Annotated in this window: 15 protein-coding genes; 9 read left to right on the forward strand and 6 right to left on the reverse strand. The window is 39.8% G+C overall.

From position 1 onward, the window contains the following. Window positions 1-107 precede the first annotated feature (107 nt). Window positions 108-1,097: a lysophospholipid acyltransferase family protein gene (locus FTT71_RS01585; protein WP_168541743.1), complete on the forward strand. Its 990-nt coding sequence runs from the start codon at window positions 108-110 to the stop codon at window positions 1,095-1,097. Here the strand turns inward: FTT71_RS01585 and FTT71_RS01590 are convergent. After that, a complete protein-coding gene (locus FTT71_RS01590; protein WP_180160668.1) occupies window positions 1,054-3,489 on the reverse strand; it encodes a DNA internalization-related competence protein ComEC/Rec2 in 2,436 nt (811 codons plus the stop codon). The genes FTT71_RS01585 and FTT71_RS01590 overlap by 44 nt on opposite strands. Here FTT71_RS01590 and FTT71_RS01595 point away from each other — a divergent pair. After that, window positions 3,398-3,625, forward strand: coding sequence for a hypothetical protein (locus tag FTT71_RS01595; RefSeq protein ID WP_180043280.1), 228 nt, complete (start codon window positions 3,398-3,400; stop codon window positions 3,623-3,625). The two genes, FTT71_RS01590 and FTT71_RS01595, sit on opposite strands and share 92 nt — an antisense overlap. Here FTT71_RS01595 and lolD read toward each other — a convergent pair. Next, window positions 3,622-4,305, reverse strand: coding sequence for a lipoprotein-releasing ABC transporter ATP-binding protein LolD (gene lolD, locus FTT71_RS01600; protein ID WP_180008355.1), 684 nt, complete (start codon window positions 4,303-4,305; stop codon window positions 3,622-3,624). The two genes, FTT71_RS01595 and lolD, sit on opposite strands and share 4 nt — an antisense overlap. After that, window positions 4,298-5,533 (reverse strand): lipoprotein-releasing ABC transporter permease subunit, encoded by a 1,236-nt coding sequence (locus FTT71_RS01605; protein ID WP_104853304.1) that lies wholly within the window; start codon window positions 5,531-5,533, stop codon window positions 4,298-4,300. Before FTT71_RS01605 ends, lolD begins: the two co-directional genes overlap by 8 nt. 25 nt (window positions 5,534-5,558) lie before the next feature. Here FTT71_RS01605 and FTT71_RS01610 point away from each other — a divergent pair, with 25 nt between their 5' ends. Beyond that, window positions 5,559-6,122 (forward strand): PilZ domain-containing protein, encoded by a 564-nt coding sequence (locus FTT71_RS01610; RefSeq protein WP_004971830.1) that lies wholly within the window; start codon window positions 5,559-5,561, stop codon window positions 6,120-6,122. A gap of 76 nt (window positions 6,123-6,198) precedes the next feature. On the opposite strand, the gene FTT71_RS01615 is transcribed toward FTT71_RS01610, so the two are convergent. After that, window positions 6,199-7,110, reverse strand: a complete 912-nt coding sequence (locus FTT71_RS01615) for a DMT family transporter (RefSeq protein ID WP_179989282.1) — start codon at window positions 7,108-7,110, stop codon at window positions 6,199-6,201. Between the two features lie 12 nt (window positions 7,111-7,122). Next, the gene (locus FTT71_RS01620) at window positions 7,123-7,590 is read right to left on the reverse strand and encodes a YaiI/YqxD family protein (protein ID WP_004971836.1); all 468 of its coding nucleotides are present in this window, start codon (window positions 7,588-7,590) and stop codon (window positions 7,123-7,125) included. A gap of 239 nt (window positions 7,591-7,829) precedes the next feature. Between FTT71_RS01620 and FTT71_RS01625 the strand changes: the two genes are divergently transcribed. Further along, window positions 7,830-8,762, forward strand: coding sequence for a hypothetical protein (locus tag FTT71_RS01625; protein ID WP_019837949.1), 933 nt, complete (start codon window positions 7,830-7,832; stop codon window positions 8,760-8,762). 489 nt (window positions 8,763-9,251) lie between these two features. Continuing rightward, on the forward strand, window positions 9,252-9,392 hold the full coding sequence (locus tag FTT71_RS01630) for a hypothetical protein (RefSeq protein ID WP_004971840.1): 141 nt from the start codon (window positions 9,252-9,254) through the stop codon (window positions 9,390-9,392). Window positions 9,393-9,488: 96 nt separating this feature from the next. On the opposite strand, the gene serC is transcribed toward FTT71_RS01630, so the two are convergent. Further along, window positions 9,489-10,568 carry a 3-phosphoserine/phosphohydroxythreonine transaminase gene (serC, locus tag FTT71_RS01635; RefSeq protein ID WP_004971842.1) on the reverse strand — a complete coding sequence of 360 codons (1,080 nt, stop codon included), beginning with the start codon at window positions 10,566-10,568 and terminating at the stop codon, window positions 9,489-9,491. 255 nt (window positions 10,569-10,823) lie between these two features. Here serC and FTT71_RS01640 point away from each other — a divergent pair, with 255 nt between their 5' ends. The 4 genes from FTT71_RS01640 (at window position 10,824) to FTT71_RS01655 (ending at window position 14,519) form a co-directional block, all read left to right on the forward strand. After that, the gene (locus FTT71_RS01640) at window positions 10,824-11,267 is read left to right on the forward strand and encodes a hypothetical protein (protein ID WP_004971845.1); all 444 of its coding nucleotides are present in this window, start codon (window positions 10,824-10,826) and stop codon (window positions 11,265-11,267) included. Between the two features lie 255 nt (window positions 11,268-11,522). Beyond that, on the forward strand, window positions 11,523-11,837 hold the full coding sequence (locus FTT71_RS01645; protein ID WP_035310653.1) for a hypothetical protein: 315 nt from the start codon (window positions 11,523-11,525) through the stop codon (window positions 11,835-11,837). Then, window positions 11,827-12,640, forward strand: a protein-coding gene (locus FTT71_RS01650; protein ID WP_178318858.1) for an IS5 family transposase whose coding sequence is annotated in 2 segments (ribosomal slippage) — window positions 11,827-12,213 and window positions 12,215-12,640 — 813 coding nt in all. Because the reading frame shifts where the segments join, the coding sequence is not laid out codon by codon here. The genes FTT71_RS01645 and FTT71_RS01650 overlap by 11 nt, the downstream gene beginning before the upstream one ends. Window positions 12,641-13,037: 397 nt before the next feature. Then, window positions 13,038-14,519, forward strand: coding sequence for a TolC family protein (locus FTT71_RS01655; RefSeq protein WP_168370507.1), 1,482 nt, complete (start codon window positions 13,038-13,040; stop codon window positions 14,517-14,519). Window positions 14,520-14,528 lie beyond the last annotated feature (9 nt).

The following is a 14,528-nucleotide window of genomic DNA, read 5'->3' on the forward strand; positions in this document are numbered from 1 at the left end:
AAATTTGCTCCATTATATACACGGAATTGGCAAAAACTGTCTAAAGCCTGTATTTTCTCCTATAATATTTCGCATCTTTATTCTTTTGACCAATTGACGCTGTCATTATGACCCAACCTGCACCTACAACGTCTTTATCGCGCTTGCTGCATTTTGTCAGTCGTCAGCCTTTGTCTGTTGCGCGTATTTTTGCCAAATCGTTGGCTTTTTTGGTCAATCGTCTACGTTTAAGTAAAACCTCACAAACCATTGAACTGAATTTACAAATTGCACTTCCTGAATTAGACGTTCAGCAACGTAAACTCGTTACCCAACAAGCGATTCGTAACGAACTCACCTCTTATTTTGAGTTTTTTCATATTTGGGGCTCAAGCAATCAAAAGAATATTCAAAGAATTCATCAAGTACACGGTTTAGATTTATTACAAGAAGCACTTGCCCAACAAAAAGGCGTGGTGTTGATTGTGCCGCATTTTGGCACTTGGGAAATTATGAATGCATGGATTGCACAATTTACCCCAATGACCATTATGTATAAGCCAGTGAAAAATCCTGCTGCAGATGACTTTGTTCGTCAGGCACGTAGCCGTGAACAGGCGAATTTAGTTCCAACTGATGAGTCTGGCGTGCGTCAGATTTTTAAAGCCCTGAAACAAGGCGGTACTACGGTGATTCTGCCTGATCATACTCCCAATGTGGGCGGTGAAATGATTCCATTTTTTGGCATCCCTTTGGAATCGAGCAACTTAAGTGCCAAACTAATTCAAAAAACTAAAGCCAGCGCCCTACTTTTATATGCATTGAGAAATGAAAATCAGGGTTTTGATATTCATATCGAAGCGATTGACGAACAAATTTATGAAAGTAATGCCAATGCTGGTACAGCAATTATTCACCGTGAAATTGAAGACCTAATTCGTCGTTATCCTGCGCATTATCATTGGAGTTATAAACGATACAAAGCCCATCCAGATTTACGCGGGGTTTATCACAAGCCTGCGCATGAAGCCTTGGCTGATGTTCAGGCTGTGCGCATGCAAGCTCAGAATCAAGTTAACGCTGCAGCCACAACTTCTGTTGCCGATACGGCTGTATAAGCATGCGTTGTGGCGCATCTAAATAAAAACGTAAACTTCCATGCTGAGCCGTATGCATGAATGGAATATTCAGATCGGCTAAACGTTGCTCAACGATAGGGCTAGGATGCCCATAACGATTGTCAAAACCTGCCGATGCCACAGCCAGTTTAGGCCGAAAATGTGCTAAAAAATCATAAGCAGAGCTGTGTTTACTGCCATGATGCCCCAAAATTAAAACATCCACGTTTAAATCAGGATAATCCTGTAAAATTTGATATTCAGTTGCCCAGCCTGTATCGGCCATCACTAAAAAATGCTGATATGGCTGTGCGGATGGCACTGAAATATACAACACACATGACAACTCATTTTGTTGCTGTGCGGCATAAGGTAATTGACTCGGTTTAGGAGATAAAACTTGTATCTGTACCTGATGTGGTAAAGACCACTGTTGCCCTTGCTGACACAAATTAAACTTGCTATTTACTGCCACATCTACGGTCTGATTGGCAAAGACATGCTGAATATTGACTTCATTTTGCAAATAAGAAAATGCACCGCTATGGTCTTGATCTAAATGGCTTAAAATCACCAAATCCAGTTGCTTGACGCCATGTACCGCTAAAAATGGACGTAAAATTTGCTGTCCAATACTAAACTTACTTTCATCATAAGAACCGCCCACATCAATCATCATATTGTAATGACCTGAACGTAAAAATAAAGCTTGTCCCTGCCCCACATCGAGTACTGTTAATTCAAATGGTTGCCGCTGGCTATCTACTACAACCAACGGAACAAAACACAAGATTGCCCAAGTTTTAGGTAATACCGATTGTGGTAAAAATAGCAGAAATAAGCCTAGACAAAGACAGACATATACCACCACAGACATCGACAAAGTATGCAACTGTGGTGCAAAAATGGTTTCCATCCCCTGAAAAATCAAGCGCAACAAAGCCATAGCTAGATCATTCAATTGAAACAGTATTGACGCCAAGGGTTCAAAAATAAAAAAGCAAATTCCTGCCAAAACATCTAAAGGCACGATCAGCATACCAATCAATGGAATTGCGATGATATTAATAAGCGGTGCAATCCACGCCACTTGTTTAAAAAACACAATCACCAAAGGAAATAAGGCAATAAAAATTTTCCATTGCGACTCGATTAGAATTTTGCTGGCATGTTTCAGTTGCTGCCAACGATTCAGCTCTATACGTGGTTGCGCACTCAAGCTCTGATAAATACGCAGTAGAATAAAACAGGCCCCGTAAGACAGCCAAAAAGCAGCAGACAGTACACTTAAAGGATCAAACCATAATAATAAGGCAGCACTATAAATCAGCAAGGCAAAGCCTTGAAGCTTCTGCTTCAGCACTAACATTACTGTCACTAGACTGCACATCAGCAAGGTTCTTAATGCAGGAATTTCAAAACCGACAAAGGCGGTGTACAGCAATACACAACTTAAAAATGGCAACATGAGCAAGTATTGTTTAGGCATCCACAAATACCAATGCGGACGGTAATACCTAATCAGCTGACGTAATGCCCAACATAGCATGCCTGCAAAAATCAGCACATGTGGCCCTGAAATAGCCAATAAGTGGCTAATTCCAAAACGCTGAAACTGTGCTTCAGTTTCTGCATCTAATAGGCTTTTATCTCCTGTGAGTAATGCAAGAATTAAACCTTGATGATGCAAAGGTTGCTGCTGAATAAACAGTCGAATTTGATAACGCTGCTGTTCAATCCATAATCGAAATTTTGCCCATAGCGTCTGTTGGGCACGCCAATGTTGTGTAAACCCCATGGCATAAATTTGTTCAGCCGAGATAGGCTGAATCTGCTCAACCCGAAAACCACTCATAATATTTTGCTGTAAATACCACCGCTCTACATCAAATGCACCTGCTGTGGCATAACTATGCGCAGGGCGAATTTTTCCACTTAATTTGTAATAGTGTCCAAGTTCTAAATTTTGCTCTTGATCTACCTGAGTTTGTGCTAAAGTTGCTAACCATGTCACTGTTTGAGGATGTCGGTTTAACACCTCAACCCTTTGTGAAATGCTGTTGTCATTTAGCTGATTTAACTGTCTGACATAAACCACGACTTCAGCAAATTCAGGTTGTAGTTCACGCCATTGCAAACGCTGCTGCATCTGCGTATCCGCATAGATCAAACCGAAAACAAGACTCAAAACACCTGCCACTCCTACATTCAAACATTTCCAATAGATTGAAGATAAGCGAGCTTGCAACAAGTATTGCACAACGATACTGCATAAAATCAGTAAAACCATTGCACTAGGCATGGAAGTCAATGAATGTATTGGAAAAGAAGAAGAACGTATTCCGACACAGGCGATCCCAATCACCCAAGCTAGTCCCATCAATTGCAGCATGAATATTAAACTTATTATTTTTATTGGCATGCATCATAAAGCCCACCGAAGTGGGCTTCAACAAAACAATCTTATTCCAGCAATTGCTATTTTAAACGCAATCGCTTTTGAGCGGCTTTACGAGCTATGCCCCTAAGCATCTACCCAAACACCATCTTGCATGTGCAGAATGGTATCGGCAGATTTTGCCAGTTCTTCATCATGGGTCACAATCAGCATCGCCATGTTAAATTCACTGCGTAATTCACGCAGCAATTCAAAAATTTTAACTGCAGTTTTGCGGTCTAAGTTTCCAGTAGGCTCATCGGCAAGCATGAGTGCGGGTTTCGCCACCAACGCACGTGCCAATGCAACACGCTGACGTTCCCCTCCAGAAAGCTCACCCGGTTTGTGGGTTAAACGATGCGACAAACCGACACGCTCAAGCAGATACTCTGCCTGTGCCTTCACCTCTTTATAGTTCGTGCCTGCGCGTAACATTAACGGCATCGCCACATTTTCAAGCGCACTAAACTCAGGCAATAAATGGTGAAACTGATAAACAAAACCGAGGTATCGATTACGCAAATAGCCGCGTTCAGCTTCGCCTAAATTGTCAAAACGCTGCCCATGTAAAAATACTTCGCCTGTGCTTGGACGGTCTAAACCACCCAACACATGCAATAAGGTACTTTTGCCCGAACCACTCGCTCCGACAATCGACACAAACTGCCCTTGCTGAACTTGTAAATCTAGACCACGAATCACTTCAACAGTGGTTTTGCCATCGGTAAAGTGTTTAGAAACTTGCTTGGCTTCCAGAACAATCTTACTCATAACGCAATGCCTCTGCTGGTTGAATTTTCGCGGCACGTAACGCAGGGTAAATCGTCGCCAAGAAACTTAAAATTAACGACAAGCTCACAATCACCACCACATCTTGCCATCTTAAATATGAAGGTAAGTAGTTGATAAAGTAAGCATCAAATAAATTTAGCCCTAATACATTATTCAACCATGCAATAAAACCACTGATACTAGACGCGAAAATAATCCCCAAGATTGCACCTGAAACCGTACCAATAACCCCAATGACCGTACCTTGCACCATAAAAATTTTGGTAATCGTGCTTGGTGATGCACCCAAAGTTCTTAAAATCGCAATATCCGATTTTTTATCGGTCACAACCATCACCAAAGAAGACACGATATTAAATGCAGCCACCAAAACAATTAGGAATAACAATAGGCTCACCATCGCCTTTTCCATTTGAATGGCGCTAAACAAGTTGCCGTGCGTATAAGTCCAGTCCGAAGCATAAAAATTGGCAGGTAGCTCTTGCACAATATCTCGAGATACTTGTGGTGCAGCAAAAATATCATCCAGTTTTAAACGTACACCTTGCGCACCATCGGGTAAACGCAGCAAAGTCGAAGCATCATTCAGGGCGATATATCCCATCATCGAATCGACTTCTGCACCAATACTAAAAATACCAACCACTTTGAAGCGTTTAAAACGCGGTACAACCCCTGCAGGGGATGGCGTTGCTTCAGGTAAAACCAAGGTGATGCTGTCGTTTAAACCCAAACCCAAGGCATCAGTCATTTGTTTGCCCAAAACAATACCGAACTCACCCTTTTTCAGATTGTCGATACTGCCTGCAACCATGTGGTTTTGAATGATGGATACTTTCTTTTCGTATTCGGGTTCAATTCCCGTGACCATAATGCCCGACACTTGCCCTTGTGCAGTCAACATGCCTTGCAATTGCGTAAATGGTGCAGCACCAACAACATGCTTATGTTGCTCAACTTTCGTTGCAAGTTCTGGCCAATTTGTTAAAATTTGTGTTGATGAAACAGTGGCTTGAGGTATCATGCCCAAGACACGATTTTTTAATTCACGATCAAAACCATTCATGACCGAAAGTACGGTAATGAGCACGGCAACACCCAAAGTTAGACCGATCATCGAAACTAAGGCAATAAAAGAAATAAAGTGGTTACTGCGCCGAGCGCGCGTATATCTCAACCCTATATATAGCGAGATTGGTTTAAACATACCATCAAGTCCGAGGTAATACATTATGGAAAATTTACAGCATCAAAGCGTCGCGTCTGAACGTCGTGTCATGTCACGAATTGATGCTGCCCTGAGAATCAATTACCAGATCATTTCTGACGATGTTGCGCTGAACGACCCTTACGATGCTAATTTTGTTTTACCGCGTTATTTTCTACTACTCGCAGAATTAGATCAATTTGATCATGCATTAAACTACGAATTAGAACAATTAACTGAAAAAGATCAACAAATTGCTCGAATCTTATCCTTATTCAACCAAAAATTAAACCTTATTACAGGGTCTTTATACGATGCAATTGTACAAAGCATGTTACCTATCCCTGAACAGGTCAATTTTTCAGAAAGTGGTTTCAGTTTTTATAGTGAACGTGAATTAAACACGGGCAGTTATATTCATGTCACGCTCAGCCATCCTGAAAACTTTTTCCATATAGCCGCAACCGCGCAAGTGGTTTACAGCCGTGAAGAAGAAAATGGACAATATCGTACTGGGGCGTATTTTATTACTCTACACCCTCAAGATCGCGTCAAACTTGCAGAAGCCGTTGCTTTAAAACAAGCATAATCTAAGAAATAAAATAAATCATTTCTGCATGTTCGCGTATATAAAATCACGTGGATAACGCCATCTTTGCATATCGTTAGGATGGTGTTTTGATTTTCTGAGCCAATGCCCGACTTGCTTTAAGATCACGATAAAAATACAGCACTAAGCCTGACAATAAAACCAAAGCGCCCAAAAATACCATGACCGATAAAGCTTCTTGATTGAGTAAAGCACCAATCAACAAAGCAATCATTGGCGTCATGACGGTGGTTAAAGATAAGGTGGTCGCCTGAATATTCTGCACCAATTTAAAATAACAGAACATTGCAATCAAAGAAGCCATGATCACGGTATAAAGTAAAGCTGCGATAGATTTAAGACTCGGCAAACTAGTCGGTACATATTGCCAAATAAACGGCACAATACATAAAGCCGCAATGGTTGATACCAAAATCGAGCCAGTTGCCTGTGCTACAGGTTCAACTTGCGCATTAACTTTTTTCACCCAGAAAATAGACATGGTGTAGGTCAATACACTAAACAGCATTAAAACAATACCCAGAGGATGCACATGCTGTGTTTCGCCGCCAAAGCAGATGATGCCAAGCCCTAAAATGGACACTGTCATTCCGATCCATTGAATACGTGCCAAATGCAACTGAAACACAAAACGACCAATCAAACCTGCTATGATGGGGGTCAGACCAAACATCAGGGCGATAATGCCTGAGCTTAAATAAGCGGTGGCAATGTAGGTGAAAATTTGTGAACCGATCAGACTAAACGAACCTGCCAAATAACTATGCCACGCTTGTAGATGATGTGGAAATTTCACTTTTAACAGCAGCAATAAAATAATAGCTAAGGGCAAAGCAATGAAAAAACGTAGCACCAAAGCCCAAAGCATGTGTAAATCTGACACACTCCAGACAATTGCCAAAGGCGTTGTTGCCCAAATGAAAACCAATAAGGCATAGGTCATCATAATATTGGTTTTAGAAGGCATGCGTGACTCGTATTAAGCAGTTTTACGTTTTTGCTTTTGGATGGTTTGATCTAGACTACTTGAAAACTCACGTTTATCACGTTCTGAAATAGGTGCTGGCCCACCTGTTTGTACGCCTGCACCACGCAAAGTATCCATAAAATCACGCAAATGCAGACGCGCTTTCACATTGGCAACAGTATAAATTTCACCACGTGGATGAATCGCTATTCCGCCCTTTTCAATCACTTGTGCCGCTAGTGGAATATCCTGCGTGATCACAATGTCGTGTTCCTTCATGCGATCTACAATTTCCTGATCGGCGGCATCGGCACCATGCATCACTTGAATAGAGTTAATCCGTACCGAAGGCGTAATCCCGACCGATTGATTGGCAACAAAAGTGACTTCAAGTTGGTAACGATCTGAAGCACGTAAAATGACTTCTCTTAGAATTTTAGGTAATGCATCTGCATCAACCCAAAGTTTAAATGGCAGCACTGTGCAACCCTGATAATAATATGCGACTAGTGTATCAAACTCATTACATTGCAGTATGTTTAAAATGCTCAGAATTGCATGCTAAAGTGTAGATGGATGTGATTTTGTTTCTGCTGCATCGCTGTCCACAATCTGTACAAATGCAGTGGCATTACATGAAATTTCAGCCAAAGACTTGAAAAATCGAAATAACCCTCGATCTAAGAGTAAAGAAAAGAACCCAACATCTCAAAGTGCTTATGAACAATCAAAATAGACCAGAAATCATCCGCATTGAAGATCAGAACTTCGGCAGCCATGTTGAACATTGGAATTTACTCACGGATGAACCCTGCACCGAAGTTCCAAAATGGTTAGGACTGGCTCTAGATGCACCAATTATGCCAATGGGTTTATGCCGCCAAGAAGCAGAAATGGATCAAAGCACATGGCTGATTCAAGGCCCAAGCAAAGAGGCAATTCAATTGACACAAGTGATTGCGGTTGAAAATAACAAACCACAAGCTGTAAAAACGGCTTTCCCTTGCTTTGAAAGTCCTTACAAAGTTGAAGCTAAAATTGAACGTATCATTAGCTGCAAATCTAACACTCAAGCGGTGCTTCGACTCAATTTAGGCAACAACAGTATTGTCTATGCTTTTGACAGTTTATACAGCGTCAACCATCAACAATACCAAAAAGATCAAACCTACTGGGTGCATTTAAACGCATGGGCGTATGAACTTGAAGCTGTTGCTGAAGGCGAACAATTGGTGGTCGATGATCCTGCGTCAATTAAACACCATCGTGCGCTGAATGATATTTTAGCAGCCAATGATGGTGTTGCACCTGCCAATCTGCAAGAACAAATTGACGCATGGCAACCTAAGTCCGAAGATGACAAAGCACCTGTAACGGTGGATTTTTCTAAAATGGTCGCATATTTATATGGCGAAAATATCGGTCAGGAAGATGAAGCTTGGTTTCAGGGCAATGTTGTTGGTAAAACCAGTTTTGAATTCATGAATCAAGCCTATACTGTTTATGATGTCACTCTAATTCATGATGAAAATCAGCCTGCGATTTTAATTCGTCTTGCAACTAAAAATCCTGCGCACCAAAACTTTGAAATTGGACAATACATTCGTGGCAATATTTGGATTCAAGCCAATATTCACAATATAAAACAGTAGTTTATTAAAAATAAACCTCAAAGTAGCTGTCTAAATAATAAATTCATATTCATCATCCCCCCATCCTCGCCTTCTCCTCAGGGAGAAGGAACTTTCAATACTTATTTCACTGATGGCTTATAATCAATTTTTGATTGTTAAAAGCGTGCTATTGATAGTATGAATATATTGATGCTTATTTAAGCATTTTAAATTCAAAAAAACGCAGTTATCCACAGCTTTAAATTTATTATAAATTCAAAATCAGCCATATTTTAAATCGAATATGTGGATAAGTTATTTTAAAACCCAAACATCTGCACCAAGCACCGTAGATAATCTGAAAGCCTTGAGTGGTGCGGATTTTAAAAATCAACACAGAATTAATTCATTATTGGCAGATATTATATTTAAAATAAAATTAGTACTTTATTTAATCAATTTTTTATGCTAAAAATATAGCCGTATTTAAATATTTAACGATAAATAGATCATCGGAAAATAATATCTATGAAAATCGTGCAAGAAGAAAACTTACAGCATGTAGAACATCAACTTGAGCAACGCTATCAGCTCGACCCGATGTCTTGCCTATTTTTTGCATTAGGCATGCTGCTCTCCGCCTACGGCTTACACTATTTTGTGTTCTGAGTTTCACTCATCAACAAGCCTCTATGACTTTTCACCTATTTCTATAAAAAAAAACCCAGCTAATTCAGCTGGGTTTTTGCTTTTTACTACTATCAATTAACCGTGACGTTTTGCAAAGTCATCCATAAAGTTAACCAAAGCTTGTACGCCATCTAATGGCACTGCATTATAAATACTTGCGCGCATACCACCTACAGAACGGTGACCTGCCAAGTTCAACAAACGGTTTTCTTCAGCTTCTTGCAAGAATTGTTTTTCCAGTGCGGCATCAGCCAAAGTAAACGGAACGTTCATAATTGAACGGTTTGCGCTATAAATTGGATTCGCGTAGAAATCGCTTGAATCGATATAACCGTATAATAATTTCGCTTTTTCTAGGTTAGCTTGATGAATCGCATCTACACCACCGTTTTGCAATAACCACTCAAACACTAAACCAGACAAATACCATGCATAAGTTGCAGGTGTATTCACCATGGAATCATTTTTTGCCTGTGCTGAATATTTCAAAATGCTTGGAATTTCAGGCTTGGCTTGATCAAGCAAATCTTCACGTACAATCACAATGGTTAAGCCTGCTGGGCCAATATTTTTTTGCGCACCTGCATAAATCAGACCAAATTTAGATACATCTAAAGGTGCAGATAAAATGCTTGATGAGAAATCACATACCAACGGTTTGTCTGTTTCTGGAATATTGGCAAACTGCAAACCACCAATTGTTTCGTTATCTGCATAATGCACATAGGCAGCATCGGCAGATAAGTTCCATTGGCTTTGTTCGCTAATGGCATGCTTACCTTCAATCTGAATACCCGCTTCAACGACATGAATATCGCCATAGCGCTGCGCTTCTTTTAAGGCTTTTTCAGACCAAATACCCGTGTGGATATAATCTGCCTTGTTGTTTTTACCCAACAAATTCAATGGAATCGCAGAGAATTGTAGCGATGCACCACCCTGCAAGAACAATACTTTGTAGTTCTCAGGAATATTCATGAGTTTGCGCAGGTCTGCTTCCGCTTTTTCAGCCATGGCAACATAGTCGGCACTACGGTGGCTCATTTCCATGATCGAAAGACCTTTGCCATGCCAGTCAAGCATTTCAGCTTGAGCTTTTTCAAGTACGGCAGTCGGTAATGCTGCAGGACCAGCACAGAAGTTGTACGCGCGCATGATTTTTCCTTTCAGAGTGAAACACAATAAAATGATGGCATTTAACCATATCTGGCAGGGTCTTGCACAAAATTATTTCAATCTATGAGCCAAGATAGAGTCAAAAAATCAATGTAGATTCGAGGGATAAATTTACTAAATCAAAAAAAGAGGTTGAAATGTGTGCGACAATATCTGTCGCAAATTGATCAAAAAAACCACCCACTACTCCTAATTAAATGATATTTTAAATAAATATTAAAGGAAAAATAAACAATGACAACATTCCTCAATCACTTTAAGGTAGATAAAAATTTACTTGAAGTTGACTTCTTTGACCCTAATCTGGAAACAGATACTCGCTTATACATTGATAGTTATTATTTAACTCGTTGTGAGAACATACATTCCAAGTCTGCTCTGACTACTCAGCAAAATTTTATGAAATGTTTAATGGAAGCTCTTAAAGAAAAAGATGAAATTAAAGCAAGAAAATTATGCTCCCATTTTCCTGAGCCCAAATATACTGGCATTGGTGCAACTAAAGAAGGAGTAAATGGCAAAGGATCACACGATATTAAAGTTGAATATATACTCACATGCTTAAAGTCTTCTCAGGCAGCTCAGACAGGCTTATTAGAAGATCTTGAAGAATTAATATTAGTTGCAGATGGTATAGGTCCGGACACTATTTCAGATATAACGACTAGGGTCTGTTGACATTTCATAAATGGCTTGTGCTGTAGGCTAAAACTGAGCAGATCAGGCATGAAACGCAAGGAATAGCGAGATTATTGCTAAGTTTCATAACGCAATCTGAGAAAGTTTTAGCCACAGCCTTTCAGGGCGAGCATATTTTTTGCTGCTATTGCGTTATGTGCCAGTCATTTAAAATGACTAAATTTCCTGTCCCATGCCTTATAGCAGCTAAAAAACCTTGCGAGATATATCTCTCATGCCGCAAACATAGACGAATTGTCAACAAACCCTAATATTTGCTTTAAACATTTTGCAGAATATACATTAGAACAATGTGAAAAATTAGGTATAGAAACGACTGAAACAAAAGAGGCTATTCATTTCTTTTGTGCAATCGATAACGAATGGAAAAAATCAAAATTTTCACTTCCTCACGCTCCTTGGGGGCCTAATAAAGTTGTTGGACCTGTAATTTTGTTACCTCAAAATATCTTGGAATCTATGATTAGCTATAAAACTAATTATTTTTTCACTAATATTAGACCTCTTGCGAAAGTAAAAAATTGTTTATACTCATCTCATGAAATATGAAAATTTAACAAGATTTAATGATGAAGAATTTAAACGACTTGTTGGAGTTCCTCGTCCATTATTCTTAAAAATGGTATCAGTGTTACAACATGCTGAACTTGCCAAGAAAAAATCTGGAAGACCTCATTCGTTGTGTTTAGAGTATCAATTGTTGTTAACTTTAAATTACTTACGCTGTTATAGAACTCAAATTGAGTTATCCGCCGACTATAACCTAGCTGAAAGTAATGTGAATCGTACGATTCAGAAAGTTGAAAATGCTCTGATTCAATCACGGATTTTCGCATTGCCGAAAAGGAATCAAAAGTTTAATGAGGGGGATTATGTAATCGTTGATGTTACTGAGTCACAGATTGAGCGTCCCAAAAAAACAAAGAAAATTCTATAGTGGTAAAAAGAAGAAACATACGCTAAAAACACAGGTCATTTTTAACCCCCAATTAAAGCAAATTGTAAGTATACAGATTGAAGATGGCAGAAAACACGATCTGAACATTGCGCGTAAGCATTTGAAGGAGATGATTATTTATCCTTATATCATGGCAGATTTAGCCTATAAAGGATTTCATCAGATTAAGAGTAAGTTACTCATTCCAATCAAGAAACCTAACAATTTATCATTACCCCAAATAGCAAAACAGATCAACCAAGAAATCAGTCGGCGTAGGATCACAATTGAACATATCAACGGCAAACTTAAACATTTTCGGATATTAACAGAACGCCATAGAAATAGACGGAAACGATTTGGTCTAAGAATGAATTTAATTGCTGGAATGGTGAATTGGATGCTCTTAAATTAACTTTCGCAAGAGATCTATTGCCACCCCTTTATTTAAAGAAGAAGTTTTACGTAGAGATGCTTCAGCAAGCTTTATTTATTCTTTAAAATCTGGCGAGAAAAGAGTGAATGTAAAAAAATGCGAGAGCAACATCCTGAATTTCGAGGGGGGAAAAAGCAATATGGATGAATTAATCGCAAAAAATCCAAGACTTTTAAAAGAATATAGAGAAAAAGTAGCTAAAAAACGCTATTTAAAAAGAAAAGGTAAAAAAAGAAGATTAGAGGACGCATAAGCGTGCTTTTTATAGACAAATGTACAAGAAACAATACTATAACTTTACACTAGTTCTATCTGCGAACCTTTGATTTATACTAGCGGGATAACATTACCGGCTTTATATCAGTTTAGCGACTTTATGAACTTAAAGAAAAATAAAAGACAGCTTGTCTGGGGTTTAAATCTGCTTGCATCTATGATGTATGGCAGCTTTGCTCATGCACAGAGCATCAGCTTTCAGGATGCTGAACGTCAGTTGTTGCAAAATTCTTATAGCAGCCAAGCCTATCAAAGTCTGGAACAGGCTTCAAAACTTGAAGCTGAAGCAGTAAAAGGCGTAGGTCTGCCACGTGTCGACCTGAATGTTCGTGCCTATGCCTTTCACAGTGAAGTCGATATTCCATTAAAGCAATTTAAAAATAATCTGGAGAATTCACTCTCTCAAGGCGTGAATGGCCGGCTTAATGAGTGGGAGGCCAGTAATGGCGTGGATCTACCTGCAGGTATTACTGATCCACTGCGTGATGGACTTAACAATACTATTCATAGCGGAGTTGGTCTGATTCCGGATACGTCTAATGTCATCCTTGAAGATCAGGTGATTCGCCCCACTGTTTCCGTGATTATGCCAATATATACTGGAGGCCTCACCCGTAGTGCCAAAGAAATTGCCAATATTCAGGTCGGTCGTAGTCAGCTCAGCAACAAACAGCAGCAAGATACGCAGCGTTTTGAACTGATTCAAAGTTATTTTAATGTGCAGCTCCAAAAGCAATTGCATGCAGCTGCGCTGTTTAATCTGAATGCCATGCAGCAGCATTATCGCAATGCCTTAAAAATGGAACAGCAAGGTTTTATCAGTAAAGGCCAGCGTATGCAATTTGAAGTGGCACGTAATAATGCCGAGCGCAGCCAGCAAAATACGCAGGCCAATTTGAATGCTGCGCTGTTCCAGCTGAATAATCTGCTTCAGGAAAGTAGCATCACTGAGCTTTCGACGCCTTTATTTGTCAATAAAACCGAGCCACAGGCCTTAAATCATCTGCTAAAAACTTTTAGTCAGAACTCTGCGCTGATTCAAAAAATGCAGCTGGATACCCAATTGGCCCAAGCCAATGTGAAAGCCCAGCAAGCAGCGAAAAAACCGAATGTTTTTGCTTTTGGCGAATATAGTCTGGATCAAAATGAAAACTGGATTGTCGGAGTTGCCGCACGCTATAACCTGTTTTCTGGGATCGATAAAAACAAAAATATTCAGGCTGCCGAACTCAAACGCTCTGCCACAGAACTGCTCACTGCACGCACCCAGCAGGAAATTGAAAATCTGATTTATAAATCTTATAGCGAAGCACTCAGTGCACAGCAAAGTGATGCGCTTCTGGCACAAAACTTGAAAGCCGCACAGGAAAATTTACGCATCCAAGAATTGTCCTTTAAAGAAGATATGGGCACCGCCATACAGGTCATCGATGCACAAAATATGCTGAGCGGACTACGAGCCGAAACTGCCTTGAATGCTTACAAATATGTGATGTCACTGGCCACACTATTACAAAGCCATGGCTCGATTGCAGAATTTCCGAACTACATCCAACATACCAACACTCACTATATTCGCTAATGGAGCCGA

It is taken from the genome of Acinetobacter sp. YH01004, assembly GCF_013420455.1.
Classification (GTDB): domain Bacteria; phylum Pseudomonadota; class Gammaproteobacteria; order Pseudomonadales; family Moraxellaceae; genus Acinetobacter; species Acinetobacter towneri.